Annotated in this window: 16 protein-coding genes; 7 read left to right on the top strand and 9 right to left on the bottom strand. The window is 39.3% G+C overall.

The genetic code is table 11. The features are described from left to right. Window positions 1-233 (top strand): hypothetical protein (locus HCR01_RS00005; RefSeq protein ID WP_226889003.1); only part of this gene is annotated, 233 nt, incomplete at its 5' end. A gap of 147 nt (window positions 234-380) precedes the next feature. On the opposite strand, the gene HCR01_RS00010 is transcribed toward HCR01_RS00005, so the two are convergent. Next, window positions 381-518, bottom strand: coding sequence for a hypothetical protein (locus HCR01_RS00010; RefSeq protein WP_193193345.1), 138 nt, complete (start codon window positions 516-518; stop codon window positions 381-383). Window positions 519-557: 39 nt separating this feature from the next. On the opposite strand from HCR01_RS00010, the gene HCR01_RS00015 reads away from it, so the two are divergent. Beyond that, window positions 558-758, top strand: coding sequence for a hypothetical protein (locus HCR01_RS00015; RefSeq protein ID WP_193193347.1), 201 nt, complete (start codon window positions 558-560; stop codon window positions 756-758). Here HCR01_RS00015 and HCR01_RS39795 read toward each other — a convergent pair. Together HCR01_RS39795 and HCR01_RS00020 are read right to left on the bottom strand one after the other, a co-directional pair. Continuing rightward, window positions 755-877, bottom strand: coding sequence for a hypothetical protein (locus HCR01_RS39795; protein ID WP_264299869.1), 123 nt, complete (start codon window positions 875-877; stop codon window positions 755-757). The genes HCR01_RS00015 and HCR01_RS39795 overlap by 4 nt on opposite strands. A gap of 452 nt (window positions 878-1,329) precedes the next feature. Beyond that, window positions 1,330-2,076 (bottom strand): Uma2 family endonuclease, encoded by a 747-nt coding sequence (locus tag HCR01_RS00020; RefSeq protein WP_193193349.1) that lies wholly within the window; start codon window positions 2,074-2,076, stop codon window positions 1,330-1,332. A 183-nt stretch (window positions 2,077-2,259) separates the two neighbouring features. Here HCR01_RS00020 and uvrA point away from each other — a divergent pair, with 183 nt between their 5' ends. From uvrA to HCR01_RS00035, 3 genes are all read left to right on the top strand, one after another. Further along, window positions 2,260-5,157: an excinuclease ABC subunit UvrA gene (gene uvrA / locus HCR01_RS00025; RefSeq protein WP_193193351.1), complete on the top strand. Its 2,898-nt coding sequence runs from the start codon at window positions 2,260-2,262 to the stop codon at window positions 5,155-5,157. A 78-nt stretch (window positions 5,158-5,235) separates the two neighbouring features. Further along, a complete protein-coding gene (locus HCR01_RS00030) occupies window positions 5,236-5,568 on the top strand; it encodes a DUF6883 domain-containing protein (RefSeq protein WP_193193353.1) in 333 nt (110 codons plus the stop codon). Window positions 5,569-5,585: 17 nt separating this feature from the next. Next, complete coding sequence (locus tag HCR01_RS00035; protein WP_193193355.1) at window positions 5,586-5,804, top strand: DUF4926 domain-containing protein; 219 nt, start codon at window positions 5,586-5,588, stop codon at window positions 5,802-5,804. A gap of 264 nt (window positions 5,805-6,068) precedes the next feature. Here HCR01_RS00035 and HCR01_RS38280 read toward each other — a convergent pair whose 3' ends face one another. After that, window positions 6,069-6,326 (bottom strand): helix-turn-helix domain-containing protein, encoded by a 258-nt coding sequence (locus tag HCR01_RS38280; RefSeq protein WP_226889004.1) that lies wholly within the window; start codon window positions 6,324-6,326, stop codon window positions 6,069-6,071. Next, complete coding sequence (locus HCR01_RS38285) at window positions 6,292-6,471, bottom strand: hypothetical protein (RefSeq protein WP_226889005.1); 180 nt, start codon at window positions 6,469-6,471, stop codon at window positions 6,292-6,294. The genes HCR01_RS38280 and HCR01_RS38285 overlap by 35 nt, the downstream gene beginning before the upstream one ends. Before the next feature lie 505 nt (window positions 6,472-6,976). Here HCR01_RS38285 and HCR01_RS00045 point away from each other — a divergent pair. Continuing rightward, entirely contained in the window at window positions 6,977-8,128 is a 1,152-nt protein-coding gene (locus tag HCR01_RS00045; protein ID WP_193193356.1) for a hypothetical protein, read from the top strand. 169 nt (window positions 8,129-8,297) lie between these two features. On the opposite strand, the gene HCR01_RS00050 is transcribed toward HCR01_RS00045, so the two are convergent. From HCR01_RS00050 to HCR01_RS00065, 4 genes are all read right to left on the bottom strand, one after another. Beyond that, entirely contained in the window at window positions 8,298-8,582 is a 285-nt protein-coding gene (locus HCR01_RS00050; protein ID WP_193193358.1) for a hypothetical protein, read from the bottom strand. Between the two features lie 472 nt (window positions 8,583-9,054). After that, on the bottom strand, window positions 9,055-9,483 hold the full coding sequence (locus tag HCR01_RS00055; protein ID WP_193193360.1) for a DUF2358 domain-containing protein: 429 nt from the start codon (window positions 9,481-9,483) through the stop codon (window positions 9,055-9,057). Window positions 9,484-9,495: 12 nt separating this feature from the next. Then, a complete protein-coding gene (locus tag HCR01_RS00060) occupies window positions 9,496-10,644 on the bottom strand; it encodes a glycoside hydrolase family 10 protein (RefSeq protein ID WP_193193362.1) in 1,149 nt (382 codons plus the stop codon). A 63-nt stretch (window positions 10,645-10,707) separates the two neighbouring features. Further along, window positions 10,708-11,523, bottom strand: a complete 816-nt coding sequence (locus HCR01_RS00065; RefSeq protein WP_193193364.1) for a DUF1206 domain-containing protein — start codon at window positions 11,521-11,523, stop codon at window positions 10,708-10,710. 208 nt (window positions 11,524-11,731) lie between these two features. Between HCR01_RS00065 and HCR01_RS00070 the strand changes: the two genes are divergently transcribed. Further along, on the top strand, window positions 11,732-12,598 hold the full coding sequence (locus tag HCR01_RS00070; RefSeq protein WP_226889007.1) for an alpha/beta fold hydrolase: 867 nt from the start codon (window positions 11,732-11,734) through the stop codon (window positions 12,596-12,598). Window positions 12,599-12,684 lie beyond the last annotated feature (86 nt).

Consider the following 12,684-nt stretch of genomic DNA (forward strand, 5'->3'; position numbering starts at 1 on the left):
TTGCCAAGTTACAGGGGCATGAGGGTAGGGTCACAACTGCCAGTTTTAGCGCGGATGGGCAGCGCATCCTCACCGCCTCCTGGGACAACACAGCGCGAGTTGTGTCTATTTATGCCTGGAATGTGGAAAGCTTGGAGCAATTACTAGCACGGGGTTGTCGGTGGTTGCATAACTATTTAATTTATGCGCCTAATTTGAGTGATAGCGATAGGCAGCTTTGCAGGAAGAAATGATGAGGGGGCAAGCCTGTGGTGATCCTGAGTTTAAATGTAGAGTGTGAGGCTATCTGTTAAAGAAAAATAATTGTAGGTTGGGTTAAACCAAGTGAAACCCAACAATAACAAGCTTTTTGGGTGTTGGGTTTCGTTCCTCAACCCAACCTACGCCTTCCCATAGTTAAGAAAATGAGCGCTCCGCCATGAGAAAATGCGTAGGCGTAGCCCGTCGTAGACATCGCCTGCTGTAATCCTGAGTTGAAATATAGAGTGTGAGGCGTAGGCGTAGCCCGTCGTAGACATCGCTCTATAGTAAAAGGTAATTACTCTGTGCAATGACCTATGAAAGCTGAAGAATATCCCTTTGTTCAGGAGTTAATCACAGATAAAAAAGGTCAAGTTCTCAAGGTTGTTTTAGAGTTTGAGGAATATCAGCGCTTGTTAGAAGCTCTTGAAGACGAAGGACTTTATCGAGCCATGCAAGAAGCAGTAACAGGCGAAACACCTTTGAGGATGAATGAGGCTCTTGCAGTACTTGACTAGGGATAAGGCATTGCCGCGTATTCAAATAAAATGAAATTTGCTGTAGGAATGCGATCGCCTGCTGTAACACTAAGCTTAAATGTAGAGTGCAAGGCGTAGGCGTAGCCCGTCGTAGACATCGCTTGATAACAAAGAGACGCGTAGGCGAAGCCCATCGAAGATATCGCAGTTCAGATCTCGGTGTTTCGAGTTCCGAACACGAATGGCCGAGCAAAAAGGTCGAACTTCCGAGTTCTGAACACGAATGGCCGAGCAAAAAGGTCGAACTTCCGAGTTCCGAGCACGAATGGCCGAGTAAAAACGTCGAACTTCCGAGTTCTGAACACGAATGGCCGAGCAAAAAGGTCGAACTTCCGAGTTCCGAGCACGAACTTCCGAGTTTTGATGTTGGATTTACTCACTGCAAAGATATTTATTGCTACTTTCTTTAGTTGTAAATGCGATCGCACTGACTAATCCCAAAGAAAATTAATTATTGTTGAGCAAGCGATCGCACTTTTTCCACTGACAAACTCAATAATTGGCTGCATTGGCTAGCATAATTACAATATTTCAAGTACAGATCCAAAAATTATTCTTGAGCAACTGCTTCCACTTCTTCCACTGAGAAACTCAAAGCTTGGGCAATCTGTTCTACACTTAAGCCCATTTGCAATAATCGGGGTATGGCATCCCTTCTAGCCTGTTCTGCTTGTTCAGCCCGTTGTTTTTCTTGTTCAGCCCGTTGTTTTTCTTGTTCTACTCGCTGGGAAATCTCTGTGTAAGTTAGAAAAGACACTCCATCAGGACGATAAAGTTGCAAGTTTTCTGCTGACCAAACAAAGCGAATCTTTAATCTAGGACTAACCCAATCTGTCATTTGAGGGATGACATCTAAGCCGTCTTCTCCACGCAACCAACCTTGCAAGTTGTTCTTATCAGGATCATAAATGTAATACTCCTCCACGCCGTAGCGATCGTAGAAAAGTAATTTTTTGTCCATTTCATTTGGTGTATTGCTAGGAGAGAGAATTTCAAACACCACTTGTGGTGCAATTCCCTTTTCTTTCCATTGCATGTAGGAGAGACGATCGCCTTTTGGTCTACCCAATACCACCATGACATCCGGGGCGTTGACAATGGTGTTACGTCCCTCCACGGGATACCAAAACAAATCTCCTGCAACAAACACGTTAGGATCTTCAGCAAATAGCCAATCTAAATTCTGCTGAATCTCGACTATCCAGCGAAACTGTATAGTATTATTCGCCACTGGTTGTCCGTCACAATCTGGGTAGATAACCTCTGGATGAGTCTGTGGTTGGATTTGAAACACCATAGCTTCGCCCTTAGAAGGATGTTTAATCGTGTTGCTTCCAAATTAGCAGATAGAGGAGGATGTCTGCGGCATGAATCTGGAGCGATCACCACTAAAAACAGTACGATTGTTCTACCATAACCGTAATAAAGATAGTATTATTAAGGACTGTTTCACGCCGCCTCTCACCATCAGCCTGCCGATATGTCAGATCCAAAGCTAGCCGAATCTCTAAATGGACATCTTCCCTACCCCGACCATAACAGCCAGAATACCATTCGGATTCGGGGTGCTAGGCAGCATAATCTGAAGAATATTGACTTGGAATTACCGCGCGATCGCCTAATTGTATTCACTGGCGTTTCTGGTTCGGGCAAGTCTTCCTTAGCTTTTGATACCATTTTCGCTGAAGGTCAGCGGCGCTATGTGGAATCCCTCAGTGCCTACGCGCGGCAATTTTTAGGACAATTGGATAAGCCGGATGTGGAGGCGATTGAAGGCTTAAGTCCAGCAATTTCCATTGACCAAAAGTCAACTTCTCATAACCCCCGTTCCACTGTCGGCACAGTAACAGAGATTTATGACTATCTGCGGCTGCTGTTTGGTCGCGCTGGTGAACCCCATTGTCCGATTTGCGATCGCTGTATCTCACCCCAGACAATTGATGAGATGGTTGATCGGATTATGGAACTGGGCGATCGCACCCGTTTCCAAATCCTCGCCCCCGTTGTCAGAGGTAAAAAAGGTACTCACCGCAAGCTGTTATCTAGTTTGGCATCTCAAGGTTTTGTCCGTGTGCGTGTCAATGGCGAAGTGCGAGAACTGTCCGATTCGATTGAATTAGATAAAAATTTTACTCACACCATTGAAGTTGTAATTGACCGCTTGGTAAAAAAACCTGGTATCCAAGAGCGTTTAGTTGATTCTCTTTCTACGTGTCTCAAGCAATCAGGTGGTATTGCGAACATTGTCATTGGTGATAATCAGCAGCAAACAAATGACCAAGGACAAATGACAAATGACGAAGAAGAATTAGTATTTTCGGAAAATTTTGCTTGTCCAGAACATGGGGCGGTGATGGAGGAATTATCACCACGATTGTTCTCGTTTAATTCACCTTATGGTGCGTGTCCTCACTGTCATGGGATCGGGACTTTAAAAAGATTTTCGCCTGATTTGGTAGTACCTGACCCAGAGTCACCATTGTATGCTGCGATCGCGCCTTGGTCAGAAAAAGATAATTCTTACTATTTGGAATTACTCTACAGTTTGGGACAAGCTTATGAGTTTGAATTACAGACTATTTGGAGCAAGCTGACAGTAGAACAGCAGCAGATAGTTTTGTATGGAGAACAAACTAAAGAGGGAGATAAAAAGCAGAATTTTAAAGGGGTAATTCCCATACTGCAAAGACAGTATGAGGGTGCTTCAGAGATGGTTAAGCAAAAGCTAGAGGATTATTTAGTTGATCAACCGTGTGAGGTTTGTGGGGGAAAGCGATTAAAACCAGAAGCCTTGGCGGTGAAGTTGGGACAATATGGAATTTTAGAGTTGACTGGGGTTTCAATTCGAGATTGTCGGGAGAGAATTGATCAGTTTAAGTTAAGCGATCGCCAGTTACAAATTGCTGATTTAGTACTCAGAGAAATCAAAGCTAGATTGCAATTTTTGCTAGATGTAGGATTAGATTACCTGACCCTTGACCGTCCAGCAATGACGCTTTCAGGTGGCGAAGCACAGCGAATCCGCTTAGCAACACAAATTGGTTCTGGTTTAACAGGAGTTCTCTATGTTTTAGATGAACCGAGTATTGGTTTACATCAACGAGATAATGGCAGGTTGCTTAAAACTTTAACTAAGTTGCGTGATTTAGGTAATACATTAATTGTGGTTGAGCATGATGAAGAAACAATTCGCGCAGCTAACCACATAGTTGATATTGGCCCCGGTGCAGGAATTCACGGCGGAAATATTATTGCTCAAGGTGACTTCCAGGCGTTGCTAGCAGCAGAAAATTCCTTAACTGGTGCATATTTATCAGGACGGAGGGTAATTACCACACCAGAGGAACGTCGAGAAGGAAATGGACGCAGTTTAGTAATTAAAAGTGCTAATCGCAACAATTTAAAAAATATCGATGTAGAAATCCCACTAGGTAAACTCGTCGCCGTTACTGGTGTTTCTGGTTCTGGTAAATCTACGCTAATTAACGAACTACTCTACCCATCTCTGCAACACCATTTAACTAAGAAAGTTCCCTTACCTAAAGAGTTAGATAAGATACAGGGATTAAATGCTATTGATAAAGCGATCGTCATAGATCAATCCCCCATTGGACGTACACCACGTTCCAACCCTGCAACTTACACAGGTATTTTCGATGCTGTGCGAGATGTGTTTTCCCAAACAGTAGAAGCCAAAGCTAGGGGTTACAAACCCGGACAATTTTCTTTTAACGTTAAAGGTGGACGTTGCGAAGCTTGTAGCGGACAGGGGGTGAATGTCATTGAAATGAATTTTCTACCCGATGTTTACGTACAATGCGAAATTTGTAAAGGTGCAAGATACAACCGTGAGACTTTGCAGGTAAAGTATAAAGACAAGTCCATTTCTGATGTTCTCAACATGACAGTTGAGGAGAGTTTAGAGTTTTTTCAAAATATTCCTAAAGCTGTCGCCCGTTTGCAGACTTTATTTGATGTAGGGTTGGGTTATATTAAACTTGGTCAACCTGCGACTACCTTATCTGGTGGTGAAGCACAGCGGGTAAAATTAGCAACTGAACTATCTCGACGCGCCACAGGTAAGACACTTTATTTAATAGATGAACCGACAACAGGGTTATCTTTTTACGATGTTCATAAATTATTAGATGTATTGCAACGTTTGGTAGATAAAGGCAATTCAATTTTAGTAATTGAACACAATTTAGATGTAATTCGTTGTGCCGATTGGGTGATAGATTTAGGGCCAGAAGGTGGCGATAAAGGCGGAGAATTGATTGCTGTAGGCACACCGGAGGAAGTTGCAGCTAATCCCAAGTCTTATACTGGGCAATATTTGCAGCAGGTTTTGAAACAGTATCCGGCGATGAAATCTTAGTCTTTTCCGAGTAGGGTGTATTACATACAGGTCATATCCAGGTGAAAAAAGCGGAGAAGGTTGTGTAGCAAACGTATTATGAAACTTCCTAACCGTGAATGCGCTATCGTTGAAATAGATAAAATCGCGGGTTACTGTCTCAACCCAGAACATCCAGAGGGAAAACACAAAGCCCGTGTATTTAAATCTGCACTAGACTTAAATTTAGATGATGCGGAAGAATTACAAGCGATCCTTTTACAAGCAGTAGCAAATTATGATGCTATCCCTGGTAAAAGGAATCCATACGGTCAAAAATATATCATTGATTTTCCTCTAAATCGTTCAGATAAACAAGCAATTATTCAAAGCGTTTGGATAGTGCGTAATAATGAAGGCTTCCCCCGCCTAGTCACCTGTTATGTAATCTAAGCAATGAGGTAATACCAATGAAATTATTAGATGTGGTTGCCCTAACCGAAGACTTACCAGAATTGGGATTGCATCGCGGTCAAGTAGGAACGATTGTGGAAGAATATGAACCTGGAGTTTTTGAAGTAGAATTCAGCGACTTAACAGGAAAAGCTTATGCCGTAGAAACTTTAAATGCTACCCAGCTAATGACTTTATATCATCAACCAATTGGTGGGAAAACATTATTGGTTTAACTGCCCTCCCTACGGTACTTTTGAGATCGGCTCAACACCCACACCACATTTGGCTCTGAGAGGGCGGGATTATAGCAATATAGCTAGTTCTCTACAGTAAAATCCTCAGATTAATTAGTCTTTGAGGGTTTTGTCGAGATTTGGCGGTATTGGGGAAAGTTAAACAAGGTTATTGCACACTACATTTCTTCTATAATTTTATTACCTAGTAAATCATTTTGTCATTCCTCTGTAGCTTATTCTATAGTTTGACCATCTAGAAAATCAACAAATAAACAAACTTCCATCAACGTGAAAAAACTTTCCCAAAGCCTCAGCTTGTTCTTCCGTTATTTCTAACTCGCCATCAATAATTTTTGCTAAAATCTCGCTCGATCCAATAATTTGTACTAAATCAGCTTGTTCCCAACTCCTAGCTTCCATCAAATGCTTGAGTCTTAAGGAAGGTGTTGAAACATGAAGCTGATAGTGCTTATCTTCAAAATCTTCAATCAGTTTTACTAAATAATTCCAGCAAAGCATCTTCTTCAGGAGTCAGATGAGAACGAAAAAGCAGTTCTTCAACAGTTTCTAAAAACTTATCGTTTTCCTCTTCTGTCTTGATAATCCGAGGTTGATGTTGAGACAGCAATTGACTGTAAATGTCTAAGTTAAAAGTAAGAGTCATTTTTCCAGTTGTCTTTGAGAACTTTAGCCAAGTGGACGATGAAGGCTAGCAGCGAATAATATAAGCGGAGATATTGCGCGATCGCAAGGGAACTGCATAGCTGATCACCTAATATCGCTGGATCTGCTCTGAAGTAAGGGTTTTTGAGTGAGATCGCTAATTACTTCCAACTTCTAACAACTAATCAAGAAACTTGCACACGAACTGATATTGTATAAAATGGTACTTTTCATAAAAATCATTACTTATTTATTACTTTCGTCAATACGTCAATAAGTAAAATATATTTTGATATTAGGTTTAATATTAGTTTTCATATGAGTTTTTAAACTTGAGAAATATGAAATTTAAGCTAATATTTTACTTAAATAAATAATTACAAATCACTCTAACTCGATTTAAAAAATAACAATCCAGCTATTGCCTAACTGAGTTACTAAATTATACACCGAAAACATTACATCAAGCTAAACACATCAGAAATATCTCAAGGGAAAATAGGCTTATGAGTCACAAAGATATCCAGGAGCAATGCCAAAGTATCCTTAAAGACCTACAACAAGAAATTTATCAACTGCTTGAAGAAATACAAAATAAACTTCAACAAGTAGAGTTACAAAATTTAAAAGAGAATATTCAGGAAGAAATTGCTAGTCAAATATCACTTTTACAGCGCTTTGGAGAATACATTTTAAAAGTTCAAAATAGTAAACCAAAAAGTATAGCTGAATGTATCACTCTACAATCAAAGCTCAAATCAGCTAAAGTGGCTTTGTATTTTCTGCTAATGATGAAGCAAGAAAAAATAGTTCTTGCTAAAAATATAAGACACGATATTGAATATTTTATCAACAGTAAAACATTTCTAGGTCTGATAAAAAACTTTTTCAAGCAAGCTGTTCGAGAATGGTCAGCACCGACCAAAATTCTACTGGGGCTTGCAATGGCAATGCCAATCTATTCAATTGTAATAGGAGTTTTCATGATCACGGTTGCAGTAACAACATTGACCCAGATAGACTCGCTAACAGAAGCATTGAAAAATAGTAACACTGTGCCGAAATCCTCTAATGTTATAGATGAAAAAGCAAAAGTTAAACCAAGTCAAATACAACTATTCTTTGAAAGATCTACTTTGGTAATGGTCGCTGGTTTTGCTGGAACATTTGGTAGTATTATTAGCATCCTAATTCGACTGAAAAAATACCAGGATAGTGACTATAAAGGCTCAGCTGCTCCTATTTTAGTTGGCTTTGCCAAGCCTTTGATTGGAACAGCATTTGGCATCTTAGTTTTTACAATTATTAACTCTAATATTATCTCAACTATACAAGTTCCTAAGTCATCTGAAGAACCAAGAAATACTGATATTAAATATTATTTCTTCTTTTCAATTGCATTTGTAGTTGGTTTTAGCGAACGGTTAGCTGATGATATTATCCAGCGAGCAGAAGGTGTTGTAATACCATCAGAAACAGTAACCAAACTTGAGGAAGCAGGAGAAGATTTTCAGAATTCTGCTCAAGAGATTCAGGGGGCAGGAAAAGATTTTCAGCATTCCGCCAAAGATATTCAGGAAGCAGGAGAAAATTTTCAGAATTCTGCTAAAGACATTCAGGAAGCAGCAGAAGATTTAAAACATAGTGCAACTAATTAGCCAACAACTGAATCCTCTCAAATCAATAGCTCACAAACCCAAAAACTCAACCTGAGCAAATATAGAAACTAAAGTTTAGGCTAATAATGAAGAGTAGGTTTGATGAAACATAGTTTTACAACTTATTTTTGCTCATACTTAAGTTTTTACAACAAAACCGAATCAGTTATTAATAGCTAAAAACAGAACCAACTGTTAATTGTCTTGAATAGTCTGTACCATCAGCCCTATTATCATAAACGCTATACGGGCCTCCAATTATGTTGAGCAAGGGATTAAAGCCGTAATTGATAGCGATTATCTGAATATTAATATCTCCTCCCAATAAATCATCTATTTGCGCTGGAGCCAGGCCATTTATAAATGGGTTTACATCAATAGGCTCTAAGTCTGAAATTATTATATTAGCCATTATTTTATTTTCGTAATCAGGATATAATTCGTGTTTTACCATTTGCATCTATTCTTTGTAAACGCTGTGCGTGTCTGTGAAGTATTTTTGGGTAGGTTTCCCCATAAATACAAATTTTTTAAAATTTCCTCAAAATTCGAGAACACAGAGTATCAATAGTTTTAGATAAAATAGTGCTTTTCTAATTGGTAAAACCAGAGTTGAATTTGACTTTATAAAGTTTAATATTATTACTCAGAGTTTAACTAGATTATATATAAAATTTTTATAAGGAAATAAATAATATGTAAAGCTTTATAGAAAAATTAGTTATATAAAAATTTTTTTAGGACAGAATTAAATGACTTTTGTCTCCAGATTTGATATTTTTTATAGTAATTTTTTGCTGGTCTGTTTCCCTAAACAAAATTTGATACAAGCTAACACTATAAATGATCTTTAATTACTATTGTTTCTTTAATTAATAGAGGAAGACTTCCTTTTAGTCTTTAAAAGGGAAATATATAGCTGCTAATTAGCTATCTTCTCCCTTTCTAAAGAACTGCTTTAAAATCTTTCCTGGTTTGCGATCCCAAGTGTCAATATGCTCGTATATCAAACCTTTTCGGTTGAGTTTATAAGTTGAGTATCCATTAAAAAATATACCTGCTTGCCAAGGAACACGTAAAACTCCACGAACTGTCCACTTGGCTAAAATAGTGTCTTCATCTGACTGGTATATTTCATGTACATCAAAATAAATTTGATTAAAAAATAGTCGAGCATGAAATCGCAAAGTCCAAAATATAATGCGATAGTTGAATTTGTATTTGAATTTATTTACAGGGTCTTGAAAGTAGATATCTTGTGTATATATGTCATAAGAGATATCTTTTTGAAAAAGTGTTGGTAAATCATGTTTGAGAGTTTTTATTACTCGTTCTATCTGCAATTGATATTCCACGCACTTTGTCCCTTAAAAAATATTTTTTAACAACCTCTCCACCCCTTGCCAAATTGAAGATGATTTGTTTTCACGTACACCATCTCTACTCAAATATGACAAACTTGGAAATGACGCAGACTTATTATAGGTGCCATTTCGTAAAACTTTAGCCAGGGTATTGTTATTCTCTCGCAAACCTTCGTAAAAAAAGAATATTTCCCCTTGAATACCAAGTTGGCGGTTGTATTCAATTGCCTGCACTAGATATTCTGGACTAATACAATAACTGCCAAGCTTCATCAATATTCCCGGTGCTAATTTCGGCAACGTCGCATCTGTGAACTGCTGGTTTACTAGTTTATCAGCGATCGCCTGATAACTCCTAAAGTCACGACGATAAATCTGCGGGTGGATAATATCGACTAGTCCCCGCTTTAGCCATGTGGGTGAGTCTTGCAGATATTCTTTGAATGCCCAATCATATATATTAGGAGCCATTGATACTAGCAAGTTAGGATTAACCGCTTTTACCTCCTGGTAAAGACGCGCCAAGAAGTCAGTGAGAATGTTTGCACGCCACTTTAACCATTGCCAATCCTTGGGGTTTTGTGGCGGATTGTGATGAAATTGCTGGCGATAGCGTGTGACAGTTACCTGATCATAGCCACCTTCACAGGGTAACGCAGGAAAGCGATCGTCACCTTGTACGCCATCAATATCGTAATTTTTCACAACTTCCAGTACCAAATTCAACAGAAATTCCTGTACTTGGGGGTCGAGGGAATTCAACCACTCAAAACCATTTTTCTTTAATAAATTACCCTTGCAGTCACGGGCAGCCCAATCCGGCTTTCTCTGCAAAAGTATACCACCATTCAAATTATATGAACTAGCAAAGCCGTATTCAAACCAAGGGATAACTTTCAGTCCAACTCGCCGCGCCTCTAACACTAGTTCTTCTAACGGGTCACGACCTATGCACATAGGGTCAATTTCCACCCCAAAAGTCTGCTGCATAGTTTGACTAGGATACAAGGTTACTGCCTTGTTCCAAACAACGGGAAAAACTGCATTAAAACCCGTCTCAACAAGGAAGTCCATCGCCTCGGCAATGCGTTGCTTTGACTTGAGAACTTTACTATCGGTAGTGGTAAGCCAGACACCGCGTATTTCTGCCATATCTAAGCATAACTAAAAACAATGCGTAGATCCGTAGCAACTTGTTGTGAGATACCGCTATTTTTAACCTGTGACCAGCTGACTATACCGCGCTTGAATTAGCAAATAAATCCCGTAGGCAACTAAACCAAACGCGACAATACCCAAAAGCCATGAACCGTAAGGTTGTTGTGCCAAAGTCTGTAATGCCTCAGCTAAACCTCCAGCAGCGCTAGCATCAAATTGTCTTGCGGCTTGAATCAGAAACCAGCCAATAATGCAAAACACAACGCCCCTTGCCAGCAAACCAAATCTACAAATACCTGTTACCCACTTGCGTTCTGTCTCGCTTAACTCGGTTAAATTGAGTTCTCTGCGAAACTTGGCAGTAAAGGCTTTATAAAACTGATAGAAACCCATACCAATTATAAATGCCCCGACAGTTCCCACCAACCATTGACCAAAGGGTTGAGAAAGTAAGCGAGCCGTCCAATCGTCGGTAGAATTACTATTACTATTACCGCCTGAACCTTGGATAAGTTGCACAGCACTAAACGCTAAACCCGCGTATATCAAACCATTGATTGCATAACCAATTCGCTGTGCCAATCCCTTAGCATCTGTACCTTTATTTTCTGGGTCTTTTATTGCTTGCACAAATCGCCAAAGCACGTATCCAATTAAGCCAATTGCGATCAGAGCCAGTAACAATTTACCAAATGGTTGAGTTAAAAGTGTTTGTAAAGCACCTCTTGTATCGGTCGTTCTACCACCTGTGCCAAAAGCTGCCTGTGCTGCTAATAATCCGACAATACCATAAACTACTCCCTTGGAAGCATAACCGAGTCGTGCCAGTCGCTCAACCCAGATTGAAGGGTAGTGTGTCAGCTGTTTTGTCATGGTAGTTGGATGGAATCATGATATTGTTTTTAGCAATATTTATCTAAAATCTACATCTATCTAAAGGAGAGTTATGCAGAGACTTTACTATAAAAAATTACCGCCATAATGCTTTCTATCAATAGATGTTGTGGCATTTAAAAAGACATGATAATAAAAATATTTCTTGTAGACTTTGATAATTTTTTTTACGGATGGAGTAGTATTAATGGTGTTTGTAAATGAATCTTCTTGGAAACACGAATATATAAATACCAATGGGGTAAAACTACACTATGTTACCCAAGGTGAAGGGTCTTTGATGCTGATGTTGCATGGTTTTCCTGAGTTTTGGTACTCATGGCGGCATCAAATATCAGAATTTGCTAAAGACTTTAAAGTTGTCGCTCTTGACTTACGTGGCTATAACGACAGTGATAAACCAAAAGAGCAATCAGCTTATGTAATGAATGAATTTGTTAAAGATATTGAGGGAGTAATTAGAGGATTAGGATACCAGAATTGTGTTTTAGTTGGACATGATTGGGGTGGTGCGATCGCTTGGAATTTTGCTTATGATTACCCAAGTATGGTAGAACGATTAATTATACTCAATCTGCCTCATCCGGCTAAGTTTGCCCAAGGTTTACGCACTCCTCAACAGTTGCTACGTAGTTTCTACATTTTCTTATTTCAACTACCGTTATTACCGGAATTATTCCTACAATCTTCAGATTATCAAGCAGTTGAAACAGCTTTTAAAGGTATGGCAATTAACAAAAATGCTTTTACCCAAGCGGATATTGACGCTTATAAAAATTCTGCTGCCAAACGCGGGGCCCTTACAGCAATGTTGAACTATTACCGCAATATTTTTCAACAGAGAATTTCCAATGAAAACTGGGGCGTTTTGGAAGTACCAACGTTGATGATTTGGGGTGAAAAGGATACCGCACTTGGTAAGGAACTAACTTACGGCACTGAAGCCTATGTTAAGGATTTTCAAATTAAGTACCTACCCAACTGTAGCCATTGGGTGCAACAAGAACAGCCTGATTTAGTTAATCAGTATATGCGAGAATTTCTAACGACTTAGTTATTTGTGGTAGCTGCTATACCAAATGGGTAATTGGTGAAGTAAAAATACTCATTAGCCCTAGTTAAATTAAGCTGAGTGGTGCA

The sequence above is a fragment of the Nostoc sp. MG11 genome (assembly GCF_014904695.1).
GTDB lineage: Bacteria > Cyanobacteriota > Cyanobacteriia > Cyanobacteriales > Nostocaceae > Komarekiella.

Excerpts from the sequence above, each read along its gene's own strand:
- HCR01_RS00010 (WP_193193345.1), bottom strand. The coding sequence starts at position 518 with ATGTCTACGACGGGCTACGCCTACGCCTCACACTCTATATTTCAACTC.
- HCR01_RS00015 (WP_193193347.1), top strand. The coding sequence starts at position 558 with ATGAAAGCTGAAGAATATCCCTTTGTTCAGGAGTTAATCACAGATAAA.
- HCR01_RS39795 (WP_264299869.1), bottom strand. The coding sequence starts at position 877 with ATGTCTACGACGGGCTACGCCTACGCCTTGCACTCTACATTTAAGCTT.
- HCR01_RS00020 (WP_193193349.1), bottom strand. The coding sequence starts at position 2,076 with ATGGTGTTTCAAATCCAACCACAGACTCATCCAGAGGTTATCTACCCA.
- uvrA (WP_193193351.1), top strand. The coding sequence starts at position 2,260 with ATGTCAGATCCAAAGCTAGCCGAATCTCTAAATGGACATCTTCCCTAC.
- HCR01_RS00030 (WP_193193353.1), top strand. The coding sequence starts at position 5,236 with ATGAAACTTCCTAACCGTGAATGCGCTATCGTTGAAATAGATAAAATC.
- HCR01_RS00035 (WP_193193355.1), top strand. The coding sequence starts at position 5,586 with ATGAAATTATTAGATGTGGTTGCCCTAACCGAAGACTTACCAGAATTG.
- HCR01_RS38280 (WP_226889004.1), bottom strand. The coding sequence starts at position 6,326 with ATGCTTTGCTGGAATTATTTAGTAAAACTGATTGAAGATTTTGAAGAT.
- HCR01_RS38285 (WP_226889005.1), bottom strand. The coding sequence starts at position 6,471 with ATGACTCTTACTTTTAACTTAGACATTTACAGTCAATTGCTGTCTCAA.
- HCR01_RS00045 (WP_193193356.1), top strand. The coding sequence starts at position 6,977 with ATGAGTCACAAAGATATCCAGGAGCAATGCCAAAGTATCCTTAAAGAC.
- HCR01_RS00050 (WP_193193358.1), bottom strand. The coding sequence starts at position 8,582 with ATGGTAAAACACGAATTATATCCTGATTACGAAAATAAAATAATGGCT.
- HCR01_RS00060 (WP_193193362.1), bottom strand. The coding sequence starts at position 10,644 with ATGGCAGAAATACGCGGTGTCTGGCTTACCACTACCGATAGTAAAGTT.
- HCR01_RS00065 (WP_193193364.1), bottom strand. The coding sequence starts at position 11,523 with ATGACAAAACAGCTGACACACTACCCTTCAATCTGGGTTGAGCGACTG.
- HCR01_RS00070 (WP_226889007.1), top strand. The coding sequence starts at position 11,732 with ATGGTGTTTGTAAATGAATCTTCTTGGAAACACGAATATATAAATACC.